The following is a 22,456-nucleotide window of genomic DNA, read 5'->3' as shown; positions in this document are numbered from 1 at the left end:
GTTATTGTTTTTTGATTTGGTTGATTTTCTCAAAAGAGGACACTATTCCTCTAATAAGGGAAGAACTCAATCCTTGGTGTTCCATCTCATTCAACCCTTCAATGGTGCACCCCTTTGGGGTGGTGACCCTATCGATTTCTTCTTCAGGATGACTGCCAGAATCTATCAACAAGCTAGCAGCACCATTACAAGTGTGCATGGCCAGTTCCTGGGCTTCCTTCGCATCGAACCCAAGTTGTATGGCACCCTGGGTTGTGGCCCTGATCAGTCGCATCCAAAAAGCAATACCACTGGCACAGATTACAGTAGCAGCCTGCATTAAATCTTCGGGAATCTCCAGAGTGTGCCCCATGCGATTAAAGATGGCTTTTGCAAGATCTATCCGTTTTGCACCAAGTTCATTACTGCAGATACAGGTCATGGAATTGCCAACCGATATGGCCGTGTTGGGCATACTTCGTATGATGTAATGGTCCGCACCAACAATTTCTTCAATTTTAGAAATGCCAAATCCGGTAATGGTGCTGATCAATACGTGGTTTTCTGTTAGCAAGTCCTTTACCTCTGTCAGAATTTTGGCAAAATGCCCTGGTTGAACGGCAAAAATCAAAATGTCCGATTTCTCAACGGCTTGTCGATTATCCGAAGTAACTATGACATTCCCATACTTTTCAAATTCCTTGATTTGGGAAGTATTCCTTTTGGTCAGATACATGGTGGTCGCCCCATTGCTATGCAAAATTCCTTTTGCTATGGACAGTCCTAAATTTCCTGCTCCTATGATTGCTATTTTCATATCAGTTTATTTAAAATACTCCTGCTTTTAATTGTAATCCTTCTTGTTCTTCAAAACCGAACATCAAGTTCATGTTTTGCACTGCTTGGCCCGAGGCTCCCTTTAGTAGATTATCAATGACCGTAGTAATCAATAGCACATCATCATGTTTGTGCAAATGCACATGACATTGGTTGGTATTGACCACTTGTTTGAGATGAACCGGGTCCTTGGACACATGCGTGAATGAAGTTTTGGCATAAAATTGCTCAAAGAGTTGCTCAGCTTCCTCTTGTGTTCCATCAAAGGAGGTATAGGATGTAGCCAAAATACCCCTAGTAAAGTTTCCCCTATTTGGTAAGAAATAGAGTTTTCCCACTGAATTTCCGTAGGAAGCCAGACTCTCACCAATCTCGCCCAGGTGCTGGTGCGTAAAAGGTTTGTACCAGGACACATTGTTGTTTCGCCAGCTAAAATGGGAGGTTGCGGAAAGGCTTACACCCGCACCAGTGCTCCCGGTAATAGCATTGGTATGTACCTCATTTTGTAACAATCCAGCTTTGGCCAATGGCAACAACCCCAGTTGAATTGCCGTAGCAAAACAACCTGGATTTGCAATTGCACCTGCTTTTTGAATGGAAGCTTTGTTCAACTCAGGAAGACCGTAAACAAATGATTTTCCACTCCAAATAGCATTGTTTTTTAGTCGGAAGTCATTGCTGAGGTCAATGATTTTTGTTTGGTCACCAAAGGTGTTTTCTTCAAGAAACTTGGTGGAATTTCCATGACCAAGGCACAAAAAGACGACATCAACATTTGGATTGATTTCCGAAGAGAACAAAAGATCGGTCTGGCCAAGCAAATCGGAATGTGCTGATGATAGAGGTTTTCCCGCCCGAGTTGTACTAAACACAAAATCAATTGTGGCATTGGGATGGTTCAACAAAATTCTGATCAGTTCCCCGCCCGTGTAGCCGGACCCTCCAATAATTCCTGCTTTAATCATGGTATTGGTTAACATGGTTTGTAATTTTTCCTGCGTTGGACAGGATTTTAATGAAACCTTTGGCGTCATCTGCTGTCCAGCCTTTGTTCATTTCCCCGTAACTTCCAAAGGAAGCGTTCATCAGATCATGTGGAGAAGCTATTCCATTTAGTTCAAATCGGTAAGGGTGAAGGGTTAGGAACACGTCCCCAGAAACATTCTTTTGGGTATCTGAAAGGAAGGCCTCGATATTTCGCATTACCTCATCCAAATAGTTGCCTTCATGAAGCAGCATGCCATAAAAATTGCCCAATTGTTCTTTTTGATATTGCTGCCACTTGCTCAGGGTGTGCTTTTCCAACAAATGATGAGCCTTGAGGATAATAATCGGGGCTGCGGCTTCAAATCCGACCCTTCCCTTGATTCCGATGATGGTATCCCCTACATGGATATCCCTCCCAATAGCATATTTTGAGGCTATCTCCTCCAGTTTTTCAATATTCTCCACAGGAGAGCCAGAAACACCATCAATGGCGATTAATTCACCTTTATTAAAGGTAAGTTTCAATTCCTTGGAAAGTTCTTTTTCCAATTGACTTGGATATGCATTTTCCGGTAGTGGAAGATGGGAAGTCAAGGTCTCATCGCCGCCCACAGAAGTTCCCCAAAGCCCTTTGTTAATGGAGTATTTGGCTTTTTCCCAAGAATAATCAATGCCATTTTGCTGTAAATATTCAATTTCTGATTCCCGGGAGAGCTTGTTATCCCTAATTGGGGTAATAATGTTGATTTTTGGAGCCAAGGTTTGAAAGATCATATCAAATCGCACTTGGTCGTTCCCAGCTCCGGTGCTGCCATGGGCAACATAATCCGCCCCAATTTTTTTGGCATGATTTACAATTTCTATGGCCTGCACAATTCTTTCGGCACTTACGGAAAGGGGATAGGTATTGTTTCGTAGTACATTCCCAAAAATGAGGTATTTAACCACTTTTTCATAGAAGTTGTTCACGGCATCAATAGAAGTGTAACTGGTAGCGCCAAGGGCGAGGGCCTTTTGCTTTATTTCTTGGATTTCCTCATTGCTGAAGCCTCCTGTATTCACACTAACGGCATGGACTTCGTATCCTTTTTCCTTGGATAGATATTTGGCACAATATGAGGTGTCCAAGCCACCACTATAGGCTAACACTAATTTTTTCATTTTGATTTCTTTTTGAGGAAAAGATTTTGCTTCATTTCTTTTAATCGCTGAAAGGCTTTTCCGTTCAATTTTCTTGATTTGTATTTTTTTGTATCGGGGTCGAACAACATTCCCGTGCAGAGGCACATTTTCTGTTCTGTTCGGGTAAGGATGTCAAAGTTTTTGCAAGTCTGGCAGCCTTTCCAGAAATCGGGGTCATTGGTCAATTCTGAAAAGGTAACGGGTTTGTACCCTAGCTCGTAGTTCATTTTCATTACGGCAAGACCGGTGGTGATGCCAAAAATTTTGGCATTGGGGAATTTATCCCGGGAAAGCTCAAAAATTGCTTTTTTGATTTTTTTGGCCAATCCCTGTTTTCGGTAATCAGGGTGTACGATCAATCCGGAGTTGGCCACAAAGTTTTTGTTTCCCCATACCTCGATATAGCAGAACCCTGCAAATTTGCCATCATCCAAGGCAATGACCGCATTCCCGTTTTGTAATCGCTTAAGGATATATTCAGGGGTTCTTTGCGCTATTCCTGTACCTCGTACTTTGGCAGATTCCGTAATGGTATCGCTGATTATTTGAGCGTATTTAAAATGTGATTCGTTAGCAATTACAATTTTCATTGCTAGAAGATTTTGAACTATAAAAAATAAAAACTGAAGGTCTTTGCGGAAATGGACTCACCTATTTCCATAACTGGAATGCACCCTTACGGGCGACGACGTGGAGCGAACGGACGTACTGGGGCAACGTTGCCCAAAGAAGTTAATATGTGTAGTTGTCCTTTCATTACGGGGATAAATGTACGAATTAATCCCAATTGGCCTAATTCAATATTTATTTTTTGAAGAAATGTAACTTTTTTCCCTGTTTATACTTGATTTCGTAAATGAGGAAGCCGAAGACCAAAAAATATTCAATGGCCAGTAACCAAAGGTTTTCCTTAAAATCTGGGTTGGAGTAGGCAAAATAACTAAGGATTACCAAAAAGGACCAAAGCATGGCAAATCTATATTGGGTAAAAATGGAAAGTGTTACCAAAAAGACAATATACCACGGATGGACGGTACTGGATAAAAAGTAATATCCGGTTAGCAGAATCAACATGGAACCTATTAAATGGGGCAAATTGTTGTTCTTTCGTAAAAAGGTCAATAACAATGCTCCCAGTATTACCAAGCCTGCAACAAGTTTTCCGTATACTTTGATGAGTTTCCAGGGTTTGGCATCAAAATATTCCACAGATATTTTTTTGGTGATGTTGTACACTCCTGCATTGAACTCGAAATTTGAAAACCATAGTCCTACGGTTTCTGAATAGTTATTGATAAAGACAGGAGAATAGAATGGTAATAAAAATATCAAGCAGCTGAGTCCTATCAGTGCATAGAACCAAATACTTTTTTTGAAGCCAAAATATTTAAGAAACAATGGAAGAAATAATATGGGCACCAATTTTACCATGATGGAAGCCGCATAAAAAGGGGTGGCCAACAACCATTTTTTTTTGGAGATGAGAAAAAGGGCGCACACAAAAAAGAAAAGCATTACGCCTTCAAAATGAAGATTGCCCGTTAATTCTATGATTACAAGAGGGTTTAAAAAATACCAAAAGGCCATATGGCTCTGCATCTTTAGGTTTTGCAGCAATTTCCTTCCTAAAACTAGAATGCCAATATCAGCTGCTATGATAAATAGGCGCATGTATATTATTGATCCCAATATGGTATTTCCGCCAAGGAAGGTGGAAATGGCAAAGACTACCTGATTTAAAGGAGGGTAATTGCTATAATGTTTGGCACTGAGGTCCCCCATACCCATGTAGGTCTCCATAAGTAGGGGAATACTGGGAACCCCATCTTTCATAATGTCGTTTGGAGTATGTAGGTATGGGTTGATGCCATTTTTGACCAGTTCCCCATCCCAAATAAAACGGTAGAAATCTTGTGATAGATTGGGTTCTGCCAATAGAAAAACCAATCTGAATAGAATTCCTGCTGCCAAAAGGAATTTAAAATTCCAATGTTCCAATTTAATGAGCTTATGGCAAAAAAAGAAAACACCACCATAGAGCATGATAAGCTTGATGAAGTCCGTCCGCTCTAGATCATAGGCAAAACTGATGTAGAATAAGATACTTCCTAAAACAAAGAGGGTAGGATATTTATGGAGTTTCCAGAATCTTGATAATTGAGGGAGCATGGTTTGCCAACATCGCTTTGGAAGGCAAAAAATATGAAATTATATTGGTTTGGTGTAGGTTAAAAACAAGAATATCCCACTTTACGTAGAAGAAATAAAAAAGCGCAAAGCGGGATATTGATTTTTAGGCGGTTGCAATCAGAATTTCTGCTTCTCCATCCGTTGGGTTCATAGCCTTTTCTCCATAAACTTCGATGTCTGTGGTATAGGTTCTGTTTAGGTCTGTTTTCCAGATTTCCATCCAGGTATTGATTACAGCGTCTTTGGTTAAATCGCCTTTGGCAATAAATTTTGTATAGTTCCCTGTTGGAACAATTTTTACGGTCATGTCTTCAGGAATATTGTCAAGATTGGACACGTTATAGCCTATGACCATGGTGTACGGTTTGGTATGGTCACCTTCATAATCGGTGTAGATGGCATAAATGGTCTCACCAATCCTATTTGGAAGTCGGCTTGTGATATTCTCGGCCATAAATTTGTTCCAAAGTTGTGGAATGTCCTGGTCTGCTTTTCCGGGGTCGTTGGATGTTCTGATTGCGAGTCCTACAATGGTCAATTCTTCTAATTTTGTGCTTGTCATAGTGTGAATATTTTATCGTTGACCCCAAAACTAAAGACGGTTAATGACAAGGGTGTGTCAGGGGGTGTTTGAAAGAAGTAAACATATAATCACATCCCTTATTTCTGGACTGGATTTTTAAGACAAAAACCAGTAACTTCATTTATCTGTACTCAACTTGTTTCAGTAAAGGTTGATATAGCTAAGTAGTACAAACCAATTAAGATATAATTCTATAATCTTGCCGCCTAATCAAATCCCCTTATTGGAAATTATTTCGCTTCTAGCTGTCCTTCATTGTTTTGTCTTAAGCCTAATAATACTTTTCTCTAAGTTTTTTAGAAGTAAACATAATAGAAACTTAGGGTATACTTTATTGGTCATTGCCATAGTGGGCATTAATAATTGGTTTTGGGATAGAGGTACAAGCCCAACAATTATTAGTATTCTGGATTTATTTCTTTGGCAGTTTCTATACCCTGTAACTCTGGTGCATTTTTTTCAAAAAACATCAAATGAAGCATCAGGAAAAATAGTAAACCTCAAATATCTATATGTGCCTTTTATTTTATTGAGCGCTTGCAACATTGTTATTTCCGTTAGTACCATATTTAGTTTATATAATTTGCCTCAAATTGTTGGCAATTATATCGGCCATTTTTATAAGACAGTCAGTTTTTTATCTGTTATTTTTCCAATTTATACCATTATTTTATCCTACAGGTTTGTTCTTACCCATAAAGATAACCCTAGCAAAAAGTGGTTAAAGCATCTCTGGGTTTATCTTTCCATAATTCTGTTGTTCGGTGTTGGCTTAGAGCTTTACCGATTTATTTTTTCAGAGAAGTTGCCGCTTACCTATTTATGGACTTTTAGCTCAATCTTTATTTATTGGTTGGTTTATAAAGGAATGTATCAGTTTAAATTGTCGAATGATAGATACGAGATTAGAACAATAACTAAGAAGGAGCAAAGCAAATCGCTTAGTTCGAATGCCAAAAATTCACATTTTAAAAACCTATTGCTTCTTATAGAAGAAGAAAAAATACATCATGATCCATATCTAAGCAGGGAAGATGTGGCGCAACGGCTGGAAATCAGCAATGGATACCTATCCCAAATTATAAAGGAAAATACGTCACGTAGTTTTTCAGACTTAGTTAACCATCACAGGATAAGAGATGTCAAAATGATGTTGAAGGACCCTATGTTTGATAACTATAGCTTGCTTTCTATTGGTTTGGAATGTGGGTTTAATTCCAAAACATCCTTCTACACAAATTTTAAAAGGGAGACAGGGCTTACACCGAAAGAATATAAGAACAAATAGGTTCTATATTGTCCAAAGTGCCGATTTCCGAACTGCACCGAACTTTTCAACATGTACTTTTGTCCAGAATTTCAAAATCAATTGACATGCGTACACCAAAAAGTTATTTAACACTATTGATCGTAATATTGGGCTCTTCTTGTCTGGCCCAAACAAAAACATTTTCGTTTGAGAATGTCAATATAATTCCAATGCATACTGATACGTTACTTACTGATCAGAGAGTAATTATTGCCAATGGAAGAATAACAAAGATTGAGTCAGCCTCCAATCCTAGAATAGATACTATAGATGTATCCATAGAAGCTTCGGGCAAATACTTAATACCTGGCTTGGTTGAAACACATTATCACTTACAGAACAATATTGAAAATGAGTTCAAGCTTTTAATTGCCAATGGAATTACCTCTGCAAGGAATATGGCCGAATACCAAGGACAAGATCACATAGCAATAAGGGAAAAAGCACGAAGCAATTCATTTCTTTCACCTCACTACTACACAACCGGCCCATATCTCAAAAGGAATAATTTCAAACACATTGATTCTGTTGATGCAATTGTACAATATCACAAAAAAAGAGGATATGATTATTTAAAACTTGCCGACAATCTTCCCAAAAAAATCTATCTGGCACTATTGGAAAAAGCACATGAAGAGAACATAGAAATTGTTGGTCATGGACAAAGAGAATTGCCTTTGGAGTATTCCCTCAGAATGAAATCTATCGCTCATATGGAGGAGTTTATGAATATCTTCTCAAAGGAGGGATTAAACTCTAACAGTTATCTAGAGAAAGCGGCAAAGGAGATTAAAACCAGCGGAATTTATGTGTCCCCAACTCTTGGAATCTTTGAAATGATTATGCGTTACGCAGATAAAGAAAAATCAGCCAAACTTAATGCGGAAATAAACATTAAATATCTTCCAAAGCACTATTCGGATTATTGGAAATCTGATAAAATAGGCTTCAGAAACAAAAAGTGGTTTACGGCTGCAAAATCTTTGATCAGACTCGAGAAGGAATTGGAATGGCAAAAGAATTTCACTTTGATATTACATAAAAATGGAGTGCCATTAATGGCAGGAAGTGACACATATGGTCTATTCTTACCTGGCTTTTCACTTCATCATGAATTGGAATTAATACATAGTTCAGGGCTGTCAACTTATGAAACACTTAAAACAGCAACCGTAATTCCGGCCCGGTATTTAAATGCAATTTCCCATTCAGGAACCATCAATGAAGGAAAATTGGCCGACTTGGTTTTACTTGATAAAAACCCATTGGAAGATATAAGCAATACTCGTACAATATCTGGGGTAATGATTAGGGGACAATGGTTTGACAGGGAAAAACTGGATAAACTCTTATTGGATGTCGAGAATTCCAATGATTAAAAAAGAGCTACAACACGGGTGTAGTGTATGCTCTCCTAAGGTTATGCTATGGGATTTAAAATTACCTTTGGTGTTGGCCATTTTATTATCCAATGAAATTGGTCAAATCGTAATCCACATCCCTTACTTTCAGGCTAGGTTTTAAACTGAAAACAGGTAACTTCGCTTATCTGTACTGAACCCGTCCGAACGGCACGGGCGGACTTGTTTCAGTATCGGTCGCTAAAGAATCATTAAAACGATTTTTAGCATAATCGTTACAACAACATATTATAACTTACAAATAAAAGGATGAGAAAAATCTCAATATTAATAATCATAATTACGTTATTATCTTGTTCATCCGATGAAGGAGGTTCAAGCTCCTTTTCACTACCAAGCTTTTTGAGGGGTACTTGGCGAAATCCAGGAAATGCAAACCCGACGACATATACCTTTTTTTCAAATAATATAGTTGAGGAAGGATGCTGCATAGATGATTTGGATTATCGGAGGGATTATCGTTTGGAATTTAATGAAAGTGAATTTGAAATAACCGAAATTATTGAAGAAGGTTATTATCGAGTAGGGATAAAAAGTCTAAACAATAAAAGCTTTTCTTTAGTGAATGGAGGGAAAGGGACAGAGACTTACAGAGCATTCAGAAAAGGAATCGTGAATGGAAAAGAAGCTATTCTTTTGGAATATGCCGGAACTGCAGGAGGTTATATGTACAGAGTTGATTGAATCAATCTAAATGAATTGAATTACATGTGGTAATATGGTATATAGCTCATAGCGATTGGAATTTGCATACGGGAATTCCAGCCCCATTCGCTAATTTAGAGGTAAAGCTGAAGAGTCAATGGGACGTTTTCTACAACGAAGCTATTTACGATATCGACATGTGCGGTCCAAAATACGTGTACTTTTACCATCACTACTTTCCATTTTGGTCAGCACTATCGCGATAATGTTTTTCATACGAATTGTAATACTCCTCCAAGGTCATGTTATGGGATTCAAAATGTTCTGAAGTGGCCGTGATTTTCTGGATAAGGTCTATTCGAAACACCCGGAAGGCATTCCGGAGTCGGCAAAAAGCAATGAGCAGCCATTTTTCCTCTGTGCTATAGAGCGCAAACGGTTCAATATTTCTATTGGAAGATTTTTGGTCCAAGGATAGGTAGTCAATGTTCAAGACTTCAAAATTGGTAATGGCCGACTGGATACGCATCAGATAACTGCTGGTTCTTTGGTAAGAGTAATTATCTGTAAAATAAATACGATCGGTAAGCAAGCTGGCCTTTTCTTTTTGAGTTCCCTTTAAGATGGCCTTGATTTTAAGAATGGCCTCGGTATAGTGGTAAACAAAAGAGGCGTCCTTGTTTTTGAGGACCAGCTGTTCTGCGGTAATAAGGGCATTGGCTTCTTCTTCAGAGAACATTACAGGAGGTAAATGATAACCTTCCATCATGCTATACCCTTTTCCTTCTTCGGCCACTATGGGAACTCCCGATTTTTCCAAGGTGCGAATATCCCTGTAGATAGTCCTGATGCTTACGTTGTGCTTTTCCGCCAACATTTTGGCGGTTACCAGCCTTGAGGACTGTATCTGGGTGAGAATAGCGGTGAGTCTGGAAAGTCGTGGTTTTTCCTCCATAAGGTTTCACGTCATTTTAGAAGAACCAAAATAACTGAAAATACTTGGATATATGGATTTGGATTATGCCTTTGAGGTCAAAGACTTGAAGAACACAAATGAGAAACCAAGGAACAACATCAAGTGGAATGGAAACAAACCAAAATCGTTCAAAGGTACCGCACTGTACATGCCAAAAAGGAAGTAGACCATCAATGCAAATTCCAAAATCATGTTTGGAGATAGTTTCTTTGCCAAATATTTGTTGCCCTTCCAGCTATCGGTCAGATTGTTGATATTGAATTTGGGTGTTCTCACAAACTCACTTCGCTTGCCCAGGTGTCCTTCCAAAACAGCCACTGTGTTATGTAACGAGAAGCCAAGTGCTACGGAGAAAAATGTAAAGAACAGTTTAATATAATCCACAAAGTTGTCAAAACTACTGCCTTGAATGCTCTTGTAAGTGAACCAATAGCAAATGAACAGGATAACGGTACTAATAATAAAGAAGCTGGTAACTTCAAAGACCCACCCAAGATGACCATAGGTGTTTTTAATGTAAAGCATGGGTATGCTCAAAATGGCAACAATAAAAACGCAAAGGAACATGGAGCTGTTCAAAAGGTGCATAACCCCATGGAACTTGGTCTTTAGGGGAATGTTTTTCGCGGTGATCACACTCCAAACGGTTTTTCTGAAATTTTCAGCGCCTCCTTTGTTCCATCTGAATTGTTGTGATCGGGCAGCACTGATTACCACAGGAAGCTCAGCAGGTGTCTCAACATCCTCTAAATATTTGAACTTCCAATTTTTCAGTTGGGCCCTGTAACTCAAATCCAAGTCTTCGGTAAGGGTATCACCTTCCCAGTTTCCGGCATCCAGGATGCATTGCTTTCTCCATATCCCGGCTGTACCATTAAAATTGATGAAATGGCCTTTGGAATTTCTTCCAACCTGCTCTAGGGTAAAATGCGCGTCTAGTGCAAATGCCTGAATTCGGGTAAGGGTAGAGTAGTCTCTATTGATATGTCCCCAACGGGTTTGTACCACGCCTATTTCTTCATCCTTAAAATAGGGAACTGTCTTTTTCAACCAATCGCTCTCTGGAAGGAAATCAGCATCAAAAATGGCAATGAATTCGCCTTTAGCTATGGCCAGACCTTCTTTAAGAGCGCCTGCTTTAAAACCTTGTCTGTTTTCCCTTCTAATGTGTTGGATATCCAATCCTGTCTTTTTGAGCTCTTCAATACGCTTTGCGGTATCGACCACAGAGTCGTCGGTGGAATCATCAAGCACCTGGATTTCCAATTTACTTTTTGGGTACTCTATTTTTGAAATGTTTTCCAACAACCGCTCCATTACATATTCTTCATTGTAAATGGGTAATTGTATGGTAACAAAGGGTATTTCCTTAGGGTCTAGTAGGTTGAATTTGGGCGCTTCCTCATTTCGTTTTTTGTATCCGAGGTAGTTGATCAGAAGATTCAACTGTGCGAGACTATAGAAGAAAATCAGGATTAAAGCCGTGCTATAGATAGCAATAATGATGAAAGCGATAGTTAGTCCCATGTTATTTTAAACTGTATTTAAAAATCCAACCCAAGATTTTTATGCCCGCAAATATAGTACCTTTTACCGTACCAGACACTTTAGAAATACCAATTCTTCTTTTATAACGCACTGGTACTTCGACATATGACATCTTCTTACGAAGCACTTTAAGTTGCATTTCCACTGTCCAACCATAGGTTTGGTCCTCCATTTCCAGTTCCAACAACTTGTCATATTTAATGGCCCTAAAAGGTCCCAGGTCCGTAAATTTTGCCCCAAAAAAGAGACGCATCAAAAAGGTGGCCAACTTATTTCCAAACACTTGCTGCGGGGTCATGGAACCGGGTTCGCGCAACGATTTTTTGCGCGCACCGATTACAAAATCCACATCATCTTCAAGAATGGGCGCCACCACTTTGTCGAGTTCTTCGGGGTAATCCGAATAGTCTCCGTCAATAAATACGACAATGTTGGGTGGTTTGGATTGTTTGGAGAGATAATCCAGCCCTTTTAGGCATGCAAAACCATATCCGCGTTGGTTTTCTGTAAGTACTGTAGCCCCTGCTTTTTCTGCATTTTCAACGGTATTGTCTACGGAACCGTTATTTACCACAATAATTTCGGAAACAGATTTGGGCAATTCTGAAACCACTTTTCCGATAGAATCCCCTTCGTTGATGGCCGGGATGATAACCTTGATGTCTGTCATTATTTTAGATCGGATAGTTTGTTTTCCCTTTTGAAGTTATCAAAGCTAAACCATTCCTTGATCTTTTTACCATTTTTATATTTTTCTGCGGATTTAAGTTCTTCATCGGTATATTTTAGGCAATAGCCATTTTTAACACCGTTTCGGAGCTGACATTTATGGTTGATTTTTCCATTGGCATCATAGAACAGCCACCAGTTGATTTGCTGTCCTTTTTTGAAATGCCCTTCTTTTTCCAGTTTGCCTTCTTTGTTATGAAAATACCAGTATCCGTCCTTCAGGTCCATTTTATAATGCCCTTGAGCCTGAATTTTTCCGTTTGAAAAATAGTGTTTCCAAAAATCTTCTTTGGTATCGCCCTGTTTCCATCCTTCGGCCTTGACAAGTCCATTATCGTAGTACTCACGATGGTACATCTTGCTCTTCCCGACAAAGAAAAGTAATGAGAGGGCAATGGCAAGCCTTATCATTTTATTTTTGGTTTACTAGGTTCATTAAGTCCACATCATTGCCCAAAAGAACCTGATTGCTGTCAATACGACCTTCTAGGGGACCATTTTCCAATTTAAGTACACCTCTTGGACAAACCGCAGAGCATATGCCACAACCTACGCAGCTGGAACGAACGATGTTCTCGCCTTTTTGGGCATAGGCCCGTACATCGATACCCATTTCACAATAGGTGGAGCAATTGCCACATGAAATGCACTGGCCTCCATTGGTGGTTATCCGGAATCTGGAGAACAAACGTTGCTGAAAGCCCATCATGGCTGCCATTGGGCATCCGAACCTACACCACACCCTATTTCCAAAAATGGGATAAAAACCAGTTCCAATAACTCCGGAGAAAATACTTCCTATCAAAAATGAATAGGACTTGCGAAGGGTTTCGGACTTGAACAAAAACACATTGCCGTCGCCGCTAAAGAAATGGATCCCTATAAGTGCCATGATAATGACAAAATATCCAATGGCTCCATATTGCGCATCTTTTTGGAGTTGAGCCCTTTTAAATATCATGACCCATGCAAAGACCAAGGTCAAAAGCACCGCAACGCCAATCAAAAATGTACTTTTGGTGAGCCAATATTTGCTGGTGTCCGTTCCCAAGTAAGAGTAAATCACTGCAGTGGTCATCAAAGTGACAAATACCACCACACTGTGCACTACCCAACGTTCCACTCTCCAAGCACTTACGCTTTTGTCGCTCAGCTGCCTAAAGGCATCTCCGGCAGTTTCTGCCAATCCTCCACAGCCACATACCCAAGAACAATACCATCTTTTACCATATTTATAGGTTAGGATTGGAGTTATTACAAAAACAGAGAGTATGCCAAATATCAAAAGGGCAAATCCTATATCGCCTGAACTTAGAAACCCTTTGATTCGATATCCCTCAAAGTTGTAATAATTGAGCGGCCAAACATTTTTAAGATCGTAATAGGGAAGACTACCTCCATTGAGAATTTTATCACCGTTCAATCTGGCCATTAGCTCTGGAATGATAAAGGCAAATGCGGTTTGAAAGAACATTACGCTGATAGTTCGGATTCTTTCATAGCTATTATGTCTGTATTTCCATAAAAACTTTATGCCGAATGCTAAAATGGCAACGGTATAGAGGGTTCCGTACACAAACCATTGACTTGCCGGGTTGCCGCTCAAAAGCTTGCTCAAAGGGTCAAAAAGTGCAATTATGCCCTTGTTTTCGCCTCCTTTTACCAGCCCTAAATATTCAGGGAAAAAATACAATACAATATAAAACCCGGTGAGGGCTATACCTGCAATCCATCCCCAAAACCCCTTGCTGGATATCGATTTGAACCAGACGCCGTCATTTTTTATACCAGGTAATTTTTGTGAATAAGCTTCCCAGGAAAACCACAGCGTGCCTGTAAAGATTGCTGAGAGGGATATGGTCAACCAAAGCCCTTTGTTGGGAAAGGAAACATTAAAGGCCGCTAGGAGTATAACAGCAAGCCCAAACATTCCCAATAAGGTCGCTACCTTTTGGTTTCTGCTCAGGATTTTTGGAGGTTGCCCTGTAAGGGCCATACTTCTGTCGTGGGTACTCATTGTTCTATGGGTTATGCTATCTGAAAGATTCTTTTTAGACTTTTCTTTTTTGGTTTGATGGATTTTCCAAAATCCATGTTGTATCCATCAATTATCTGCTTCTCGTATTTTTTATAGAATTCAGGATCAAAATTGGCATCTGCTAAGTGTTGTATTACATAGTCGATACTCTTTTCCTGGGTCAACCATCTATCAAAAACCTGATGCCTCATGCGAATACCGAAGGTATTGATGCCCAAAAACTGGTTGTTCTCTTTGTTGAATGCCACCGTGATGCAGATTTTTTCTTTTGGGTGTCTCCAGTGGAAGTGTTCTTCATGTTCTTTTTTGATTTTTTCTGAAAAGACCCAACCATAGGTTTGGTACTCTATATCCAAAAATTTGGCGGAATTGAACCAGTGGCCTGGTTTGTATTCTATCTTATTGCCACAAATGGTCTGGGCCACTGTTTCACCCATCATTCTTCCGGTATACCAGACCGCTTCAATTGGTCTGCGATTGCCAATGGGTTCGTGTTGTTCCGCACAATCACCAATGGCATAGATGTCTTTGATGTTGGTTTCCAAGTGTCTATTTACTTTAACACCTCTTCCCAATTCAATGCCTGAATTCTTCAAGAAATCCACATTTGGAGTTACTCCAGCCGTAAGTCCGACTATATCGCAAAGAATTTCTTCTCCAGTTTCTGCAACAATGACCGATTTTACCTTTCCACTTCCATCAGAAACAATTTCCTTTAGGTTGGAACTTAAACGCAGGTCAATATGATGTTCTTTAATGTGTTCATTGATCATCTGGGACTCGCCCTGAGGAAGCACTCCGTTCCAAAAACTGTCCTCCCTGACCAAAAAGGTGACCGGAATATCCCTGCTTCGAAGCATTTCGGCCAGCTCAATCCCAATAAGTCCTCCCCCTACTATCACCGCTCTTTTACAAACTTCTTTATTGGGAGCGTTGACTTCCAATAAATCTAGGTCTTGCTTTGAATAAAGCCCCTGAACCCCATGAAGGTCCTGTCCTGGCCATCCAAACTTGTTGGGTTTTGAGCCTGTTGCAATAATTAACTTATCGTAGTGCAAGGCCCTGGACCCATCGATCAAAAGTTGTTTTATCTCAGGATTTACTTTAGTAACATATCCTCGAACCAATTCAATTCTGTTCTTTTCCCAAAACCAGTCTTCATAGGGCTGAATATGTTCAAATTTCATATGGCCCATGTATACGTACATGAGTGCGGTTCGCGAAAAGAAATAATCGGTTTCCCCAGAAATTACAATGATTCTTTTATCAGAAAGTTTGCGGATATGTCTTGCGGCGGAGATTCCGGCAATTCCATTTCCAATGATTACGATATTCTCCATGCGATAAGTTTGATTGTGGCTATTGTGTCGTCCTTAAATATAGGAACTTAACTTACCCTCTTAATTTAGAAAGAATTTAAATTTCCTTCAGATAAGTAAGGATTGATGAAAAAATCGAACCCTAGTCTATTGATTATTAAAATCTTAAATAATTCTTAAGATTTGACAATCGTTTGTATGGCATGTGAAATCCATTCGACAGAGGTCTAAATTCAATCAACGCAAAATTTAGAAAATGGGATCAATACGAATACAGATTGCAGCAGTGTTTTTTGCTGTTTTTCAATGGGGGACTGCCCAGGAAATCAACACTTTTTTTGAGAAAGCTGATACTTTTTTTAGCAACAATGTTAGTAATGGAAGGGTTGCATATAAGAAAATCCATTCCAATACTGCGGACCTGGACGAAGTGCTGAACCTTGCAAAACAGGTTAAGGTATCCAAGACCGATGCAAAAAACTATCAAGCGTTTTGGATAAACGCGTATAACTTATCAGTAATTAAGGGTATAGTGGAAAACTATCCCATAAACTCTCCATTGGACAAAAATGGATTCTTTGACAAGATTACTTATGGAATAGGAGGTGAGGAAATTACCCTGAACGATATTGAAAACAAACTCTTGAGGGCAAACTTCCCTAAAGAGGCAAGATTTCACTTTGTTTTAGTGTGTGCGGGTCTAGGCTGCCCTCCTATAATAGCCAAAGCTTATTTGCCCAATTCATTGGAGCAGCAATTGCAACAACAAACAGAACTGTCCTTGAACAACCCTGATTTTGTGCGAATAAAGGGTAAGAAAGTCCTTTTGTCACAAATCTTCGAATGGTACAAAGGTGATTTTACCCAAGACGGAAAAAGCTTGGTAGACTTCGTAAACCAGTATCGAAAAGAAAAATTGGATTCAAAGATCAAGCAGGGCTACTATCCCTACGACTGGTCCTTGAATGAAACTAAATAAATAATAAACAGCTATAAATCATGAAAAAGAAAAGAAGTTATCTCCTTTTAGGAGCAATTATGATGTGTTCGTTGACTGGGTTTTCCCAAGATGACACAAGTCCTCAGCAGAGTACCAGTAATATTCAGCAGTACACCCCTTCTAAGCTTATTGGGAAAGGTCAATGGGATCTTAAGTGGTTCAACAACCTGTATACCCAAACAGAAAGTACGTTTACCGATGGAAAAGAACCAAGACAAACGTTTTTCACTTCTACTTTAGAAATATATACCGGTGTTGGAAACAACAAACGATGGAACGTCGGCGCCATATTTGAGTTTAGATCCAATGTGGTTGCGGATAGGGATGCGTTGGATGTTTTCAAATTTGACGGCGAAACTGGTACGGCAAGATCAGGGTTTACTTCATTTGCCCCCTCTGTAAAGTTTGTGCCAATTAGGTCAGTCAGTAACTTTTCCATTCAGAGCTCATTCTTTATTCCTTTGGTGGATAATGAAAGTGAAGATTTTCTGCCTGTAAATGGTAATGGAGGAGTCTTTTTGGATCAGGATGGATACATTTGGCAGAACAGGTTTTTCTATGACCACACCTTTTCAGGAGGTAAATGGCAACTGTTCACTGAGTTGAATTCTGAGTTAAGTTTTGGAGATAAGGATAAAAGCTTTGCCAACAATAGCCTTAATCTGACACCAGGAGTTTTCTTAAGCTATTTTCCAAGTTCGGAGTTCACCGTTTTGGCTTTGGCTCAGCATTCGCAACGGTTAGATTTAGGAAACGATTTTACCCAAAATTTTACAGCCCTGGGTGGAGGATTAAAATATCAACTCACCAAAGCGTTGAACATTGAGGCGCTCTACACAAATTTTGTGCGAGGGAACAATACTGGCCTAGGCCAAACTTTTAACATAGGATTGCGGGGAATTTTTTAGGACCGTGGCCTTAAAAGGTTATTTTAGGAGTCTTAAATCTTGATTATGAAAAGATTGGGACTCCTTGTTTTGTGTTTACTGCAATTTTGTTGCAGTGGAAGTCAGGAGATCAAAAAGATTAATGGGATAAGCTTTGTTGGGTCCAGGGAGCAAGTCACTCAGGAACATGTGGACCCTGTGGTTAAGGTCAACGCCAATTATGCTGCGGTCATGCCTTTTGGATTTATCCGGGACCTGCATTCTCCCAATCTTATTTTTGATACAGACAGGCAATGGTACGGAGAAACCAAAAGAGGGGCCAGGCAGTATATAGAAAAACTGCAGGACAACGATATAAAGATTATGTTGAAACCCCAGATTTGGATTTGGCGAGGAGAATTTACCGGGGATATGTCCATGAAATCTGAAGAAGATTGGAAGCAACTGGAACAATTGTATTCCGATTTTATCTTGACTTATGCCGAACTGGCCCAGGAAACCCAGTGTGAGATTTACTGTATTGGAACTGAATTGGAGGAATTCGTAAAAAATAGACCTGAATTTTGGTCGATGCTAATTAAGAAAGTCAAAGAAGTGTACAAAGGAGAATTGACCTATGCAGCCAACTGGGATGAGTATTCCAGAACTCCATTTTGGCAGAGCTTGGACTATATTGGAGTGGATGCCTATTTTCCCTTGTCAGAAGAGCGTTTTCCCACCCAAGAAGAATTAAGACTGGGATGGCAACCTTGGAAAACAAAACTGGAGAAGTTTTCTCAAGAGAAACAAAGACCCATATTGTTCACGGAGTTTGGATATCGGAGTATGGATTACACCGCCAAAAAACCTTGGTTGGTGGATAGGAATGATATGAGCGTGAACTTAAAAGCACAGGCAGATGCCACAGAAGTAGTGTTCAAGGAATTCTGGACCGAAGATTGGTTTGCCGGTGGTTTTCTATGGAAATGGTTTATTTGGCATGACAATTCAGGAGGGTCTACGGACAATCGCTTTACCCCGCAGAACAAACCGGCAGAGCAGGTGCTGCAAAAATACTATCGCACCTTTCAACAACCCAAGCTCTAGACTACAGATGAAACATCTTGTACTTGCACTTTTTTTTATTGTCAATTTTCAAACCGCATGGGGTCAATATAGAGTTGCAGATGTAAAGGTCCAGGGAAACAATAGGACCAAGACTGCGTTCATAAAAAAAATTGTGAGGCTCAAACCGGGAATGGAATTGGATTCGGTCCTGATTGAGCAAGATATAAACAGATTAAAGCGATTGCCCTCGGTGTCCCATGCCTATTTTCAGGTTTTTTCTGCTATGGAGGAAGGCGAGTACAATGTTTTTTATGGAATTGAGGAAAACCATACGCTCATACCATTTGCAAATGTGTATACTTCCAACAATGATGAATTTGCCTTTAGGGTGGGGCTTCAGGAATTCAATTTCATAGGGTCCAATATTACTCTGGGCGCATTTTACCAACGAGATGTGTTCAACTCCTATGGATTTCATCTAAGGGCACCATATCTGTTCAGTAACACCATAGGATTGGCGGTCAGTTATCAGAATTTAAGAACTCAGGAACCTGTTTTTTTGGAAGGCGGGACTGCTGACTACAGATATACCAATAAAGCCTTTGAAGTTATGGGACTCTTTGAGTTGAACTTCAAAAATCGATTTGAGCTAGGAATCAATTTCTTCAATGAGGATTACAGCTATCTGTTTGGTGAGACCGATGTAAACGTGCCCCAAGACCTCAATGTGGACAAATATTTGCTAAAGTTGATCTATAACTATGATGGCATTGAATATTATTACCAATATCTTTCCGGATTCCGAAGTACGTTGAACTTGCAGTATGTGCACAGTACCAGCTCAATGTTGCCAGAATTCATAATTGGGTTCAATGACTTCACCTATTTCCATAGGGTCGGTGAAAGGGGAAATTGGGCAAATCGCCTTCGTCTTGGACTTTCTAGCAATATGGATACCCCATTTGCTCCTTTTGCGGTGGACAACAACCTAAATATTAGAGGTGTTGGAAATACTATTGATAGAGGAACTGCAGCCATTGTGCTGAACACGGAGTACCGACACACCTTGGTTGACAAGGATTGGTTTGTGTTGCAGACCAACTTTTTTGTTGATGGAGGAACTTGGAGAAACCCTGGAGGTGATTTTAGCGATTTTGGCAAAAGCCAAAACCTGAGAATTTATCCCGGAGTGGGAATTCGGTTAATTCATAAGAAAATCTTCAATGCAATTTTTAGGATAGATTATGGCAAGGGCATCACAGGTGACTCGGCTCAGGGAATTGTATTTGGCATAGGGCAATATTTTTAAAATATTGATAGATTTTTTTGTAGGAGCTTTCCTGTTTCGTCTCTTTTTGCAATATTTGTAATGCATCCCCATTTTACAATTTTAAGCATGAAAATATTTCCATCCCTCGCATTTTGGATGTGCACTTTTTTTGCCGTTTTTGCCCAAGAAAACCATTACACGGTTGTTGCGGAACAGGGTGATGGTATCTTTTCCCTTTTGAGAAAACAAGGCTTGGACCCTGCAAAACATTACAAAGAATTTCTTGAGCTGAATGCGGAAAACATCAAAGATGGAAGCTTTTTGCGTGTTGGAGTGGCCTATAAAGTGCCCGTTGCTGAAGACTCTTTTAAAAATATGGGAACAGCTTTGGTTAAGAACGGAGAGGAGGAAAAATCCATTTTTGATTCAGAATTGGCCCATATGTCCCTTAAAGGCGATGCGTTAAAGGATGCCGTGTACTATTTGGTCATTGAAAACCAAGCCGATCAAAGTAAAGGTTTTGTAGAAGATATCACCAAAAACCTAGCTGCCGAGCTCATGGTCAATGGTGCCAGGGTTTACATTCTAGGAGGGAGTGAAAGGGATTCCTTAATGTCCGATACTCAGGGATTGACTGAAATTCAAAGAATGGGCAACTATATAGAAGCGATTAATAAAAAGTTTCTGAAAAACAAGGGAAAATACCAGCGGGTTTTGGTGATTAGGGCAACCGACGTAAATCCCAAAGGAACCATGGATGTAGCTGTTTACCATTATAACAAAAGTGAAAAAGGGCAACGATTTGCGGAGAACATTCAGAATGTGTTTAGGAAGCACAGTGTCAAAAACAAATCTTTCAAAGATGTCAATTTGATATTCAAGGATAAGAACAGCTTGTTCCTGGCCAGGAATATTATTCCAGCCATTAGCCTGATTACAATGGAAAATGCATCAAAGAAAACCGCAGAAGCTAAAATCCCGGTTCAATCGGATAAAAAATTATTGGCTAACCTGCTTACCAGTGGTATAATGAACGATTATGCCGATCTTGTAATTGAGGAATGATTCAGGATATTGTTGCTGTAATATTGGTAAAGCTCTTCAGGTCCGGCACCCCTATAGTTTTTGAGATGTATCATGGCAAAATGAAACTGAAGCCTTAGCCATCCGACTTCGCGATACTTTCTGGCTGAGGTAATCACATAGTTGGGCAGTACTTTGAATTTGTAATTTTTATAGAGTCGCGTTATAAACTCAGTGTCCTCATAGATTTTGTAGGCCTCGTTGAATCCATTATTTCTATGAAATAACCCTCGTTTTATGAAAAGGGATTGGTCTCCTCCTCGACACAAAGAGTGGTTTATTCTAGAGAACCACGCAAAAAGTCTTAAAATGGGGTTTCGGGTATCAAACTTCATCCTAAAGCATCCCGCTTCGTGATTTTGGACAATGGCATCTAAAATCAGTTGGTCAAAACCTTTGGGCGGAAAGGTGTCTGCATGTAAAAAATAGAGGACCTCCCCTAGGGCTTGTTGAGCGCCTAAATTCATTTGCCTGGCCCTTCCTTTTTTGGATGGAATTACCTTGGCTCCATATTTTTCCGCTATTTCCCTTGTTCGATCTCTGCTCCCTCCGTCCACACAAATAACTTCCTTGATAGTATTTGTTGATGATACATTTTTTAGATGCTCTAGAATTTTTCCGATATACTTCTCCTCATTGAGTACCGGAATAACAATGCTTATGGATGTGCTTTTATTTGGCTTCATTCAAACTCCAATCGTAATCCAAATACTCTATTCTTGCATCTGTAGCTATCGGATTTTCCAAATACTCATTTATGTATTCCAATAGGGAAGATTTTTGGGTGAAATCACTTTTGTACCACCTAAATATTTTTGAAAGTTTGGCACTGTTCTCTTCAAATTGGTTACGGGTTGGGTCGTTTACAAAATCCATGGTTGTTTTCAAAAGCAATTGCTCCATGTTTTGAGGGGTAAAAGCCACATTGAGGAGTTTTGGGCAAGAATATGAAGCACAATTGATAGCAAAATGTATTCTGGGTTCATCCATTTTCCTTAGAATCTTGTGCTCAATGTCATTAAGTGATGTGGTAATTTTACCTATTTGAATCCAGTTTTTTTTCCATCTGCCAGAAATATCTTTAATGCTGTTCACCGGATAATGGTCCACTATCAATTTTACCGTCGCGGCATTGTACAGGTTGATGTAGTACGCCAGTTTTTCATTCTTTTTCCAGGAACCGGATGGTGGATTATGCGAAAGGAGCTCCAAATAACTATCTAAACGGGCCTCATCTTTTTTGAAACCGGAATAGTTGACATTTCCGTCTTCATCCACATATTGTTGTAGCAAGTTGTTCCAGTCATCATGCGATGGACTTGAAGATGAAAGGGAAGCTTGGGATTCTATTCTTTCGACTACACCAGTACAAGAAAGAAGGAAAACCCCTAACAGTGCCTGTAATAGCAAATTCATATGTTGACCA

22 protein-coding genes are annotated in these 22,456 nt (G+C 39.7%); 8 read left to right on the top strand and 14 right to left on the bottom strand.

The features are described 5' to 3' along the window. Nucleotide 1 precedes the first annotated feature (1 nt). From proC to DX873_RS08545, 6 genes are all read right to left on the bottom strand, one after another. Nucleotides 2-796, bottom strand: coding sequence for a pyrroline-5-carboxylate reductase (gene proC, locus DX873_RS08570; protein ID WP_116184045.1), 795 nt, complete (start codon nt 794-796; stop codon nt 2-4). A gap of 10 nt (nt 797-806) precedes the next feature. After that, nucleotides 807-1,781, bottom strand: a complete 975-nt coding sequence (argC, locus tag DX873_RS08565) for an N-acetyl-gamma-glutamyl-phosphate reductase (RefSeq protein WP_116184843.1) — start codon at nt 1,779-1,781, stop codon at nt 807-809. Then, a complete protein-coding gene (gene argG, locus DX873_RS08560) occupies nt 1,774-2,964 on the bottom strand; it encodes an argininosuccinate synthase (protein WP_116184044.1) in 1,191 nt (396 codons plus the stop codon). The genes argC and argG overlap by 8 nt, the downstream gene beginning before the upstream one ends. After that, nucleotides 2,961-3,575: a GNAT family N-acetyltransferase gene (locus DX873_RS08555; protein WP_116184043.1), complete on the bottom strand. Its 615-nt coding sequence runs from the start codon at nt 3,573-3,575 to the stop codon at nt 2,961-2,963. Before DX873_RS08555 ends, argG begins: the two co-directional genes overlap by 4 nt. Before the next feature lie 214 nt (nt 3,576-3,789). After that, a complete protein-coding gene (locus DX873_RS08550; protein ID WP_116184042.1) occupies nt 3,790-5,154 on the bottom strand; it encodes an MptA/MptB family glycosyltransferase in 1,365 nt (454 codons plus the stop codon). 124 nt (nt 5,155-5,278) lie between these two features. Then, on the bottom strand, nt 5,279-5,737 hold the full coding sequence (locus tag DX873_RS08545) for a GyrI-like domain-containing protein (protein ID WP_116184041.1): 459 nt from the start codon (nt 5,735-5,737) through the stop codon (nt 5,279-5,281). Between the two features lie 244 nt (nt 5,738-5,981). Between DX873_RS08545 and DX873_RS08540 the strand changes: the two genes are divergently transcribed. The 3 genes from DX873_RS08540 (at nt 5,982) to DX873_RS08530 (ending at nt 9,172) form a co-directional block, all read left to right on the top strand. Beyond that, nucleotides 5,982-7,046 (top strand): helix-turn-helix transcriptional regulator, encoded by a 1,065-nt coding sequence (locus DX873_RS08540; protein WP_147296634.1) that lies wholly within the window; start codon nt 5,982-5,984, stop codon nt 7,044-7,046. 86 nt (nt 7,047-7,132) lie between these two features. Next, nucleotides 7,133-8,446 carry an amidohydrolase family protein gene (locus DX873_RS08535; RefSeq protein ID WP_116184039.1) on the top strand — a complete coding sequence of 438 codons (1,314 nt, stop codon included), beginning with the start codon at nt 7,133-7,135 and terminating at the stop codon, nt 8,444-8,446. Nucleotides 8,447-8,737: 291 nt separating this feature from the next. Further along, nucleotides 8,738-9,172 carry a hypothetical protein gene (locus DX873_RS08530; RefSeq protein WP_147296633.1) on the top strand — a complete coding sequence of 145 codons (435 nt, stop codon included), beginning with the start codon at nt 8,738-8,740 and terminating at the stop codon, nt 9,170-9,172. A 193-nt stretch (nt 9,173-9,365) separates the two neighbouring features. On the opposite strand, the gene DX873_RS08525 is transcribed toward DX873_RS08530, so the two are convergent. The 6 genes from DX873_RS08525 to DX873_RS08500 all read right to left on the bottom strand — a co-directional run bounded on the left by DX873_RS08525 (nt 9,366) and on the right by DX873_RS08500 (nt 15,764). Continuing rightward, on the bottom strand, nt 9,366-10,088 hold the full coding sequence (locus DX873_RS08525; protein WP_116184037.1) for a helix-turn-helix transcriptional regulator: 723 nt from the start codon (nt 10,086-10,088) through the stop codon (nt 9,366-9,368). Between the two features lie 63 nt (nt 10,089-10,151). Then, on the bottom strand, nt 10,152-11,636 hold the full coding sequence (locus tag DX873_RS08520) for a cellulose synthase family protein (RefSeq protein WP_116184036.1): 1,485 nt from the start codon (nt 11,634-11,636) through the stop codon (nt 10,152-10,154). A 1-nt stretch (nt 11,637) separates the two neighbouring features. Then, the gene (locus DX873_RS08515; RefSeq protein ID WP_116184035.1) at nt 11,638-12,327 is read right to left on the bottom strand and encodes a glycosyltransferase family 2 protein; all 690 of its coding nucleotides are present in this window, start codon (nt 12,325-12,327) and stop codon (nt 11,638-11,640) included. After that, on the bottom strand, nt 12,327-12,797 hold the full coding sequence (locus DX873_RS08510; RefSeq protein ID WP_116184034.1) for a toxin-antitoxin system YwqK family antitoxin: 471 nt from the start codon (nt 12,795-12,797) through the stop codon (nt 12,327-12,329). Before DX873_RS08510 ends, DX873_RS08515 begins: the two co-directional genes overlap by 1 nt. Nucleotide 12,798: 1 nt before the next feature. Continuing rightward, entirely contained in the window at nt 12,799-14,403 is a 1,605-nt protein-coding gene (locus DX873_RS08505) for a 4Fe-4S binding protein (protein WP_116184033.1), read from the bottom strand. Between the two features lie 11 nt (nt 14,404-14,414). Then, nucleotides 14,415-15,764, bottom strand: coding sequence for an NAD(P)/FAD-dependent oxidoreductase (locus tag DX873_RS08500; RefSeq protein WP_116184032.1), 1,350 nt, complete (start codon nt 15,762-15,764; stop codon nt 14,415-14,417). Nucleotides 15,765-15,999: 235 nt separating this feature from the next. On the opposite strand from DX873_RS08500, the gene DX873_RS08495 reads away from it, so the two are divergent. The 5 genes from DX873_RS08495 (at nt 16,000) to DX873_RS08475 (ending at nt 21,012) form a co-directional block, all read left to right on the top strand. After that, nucleotides 16,000-16,722, top strand: a complete 723-nt coding sequence (locus tag DX873_RS08495) for a DUF547 domain-containing protein (RefSeq protein WP_116184031.1) — start codon at nt 16,000-16,002, stop codon at nt 16,720-16,722. Nucleotides 16,723-16,742: 20 nt separating this feature from the next. Next, entirely contained in the window at nt 16,743-17,651 is a 909-nt protein-coding gene (locus DX873_RS08490; protein WP_116184030.1) for a hypothetical protein, read from the top strand. A gap of 45 nt (nt 17,652-17,696) precedes the next feature. Then, nucleotides 17,697-18,716 carry a glycoside hydrolase family 113 gene (locus tag DX873_RS08485; protein ID WP_116184029.1) on the top strand — a complete coding sequence of 340 codons (1,020 nt, stop codon included), beginning with the start codon at nt 17,697-17,699 and terminating at the stop codon, nt 18,714-18,716. Nucleotides 18,717-18,723: 7 nt separating this feature from the next. After that, nucleotides 18,724-19,986 carry a POTRA domain-containing protein gene (locus tag DX873_RS08480; RefSeq protein ID WP_116184028.1) on the top strand — a complete coding sequence of 421 codons (1,263 nt, stop codon included), beginning with the start codon at nt 18,724-18,726 and terminating at the stop codon, nt 19,984-19,986. An 87-nt stretch (nt 19,987-20,073) separates the two neighbouring features. Continuing rightward, nucleotides 20,074-21,012: an N-acetylmuramoyl-L-alanine amidase gene (locus DX873_RS08475; RefSeq protein ID WP_181899455.1), complete on the top strand. Its 939-nt coding sequence runs from the start codon at nt 20,074-20,076 to the stop codon at nt 21,010-21,012. On the opposite strand, the gene DX873_RS08470 is transcribed toward DX873_RS08475, so the two are convergent. Further along, nucleotides 20,985-21,716: a TIGR04283 family arsenosugar biosynthesis glycosyltransferase gene (locus DX873_RS08470; RefSeq protein WP_116184026.1), complete on the bottom strand. Its 732-nt coding sequence runs from the start codon at nt 21,714-21,716 to the stop codon at nt 20,985-20,987. The two genes, DX873_RS08475 and DX873_RS08470, sit on opposite strands and share 28 nt — an antisense overlap. Further along, the gene (locus DX873_RS08465; protein WP_116184025.1) at nt 21,703-22,446 is read right to left on the bottom strand and encodes a DUF547 domain-containing protein; all 744 of its coding nucleotides are present in this window, start codon (nt 22,444-22,446) and stop codon (nt 21,703-21,705) included. The genes DX873_RS08470 and DX873_RS08465 overlap by 14 nt, the downstream gene beginning before the upstream one ends. Between the last annotated feature and the right edge of the window lie 10 nt (nt 22,447-22,456).

It is taken from the genome of Flagellimonas nanhaiensis, from assembly GCF_003382275.1.
Lineage (GTDB): Bacteria > Bacteroidota > Bacteroidia > Flavobacteriales > Flavobacteriaceae > Flagellimonas > Flagellimonas nanhaiensis.
This window is presented reverse-complemented; position numbering and strand designations above follow the sequence as displayed.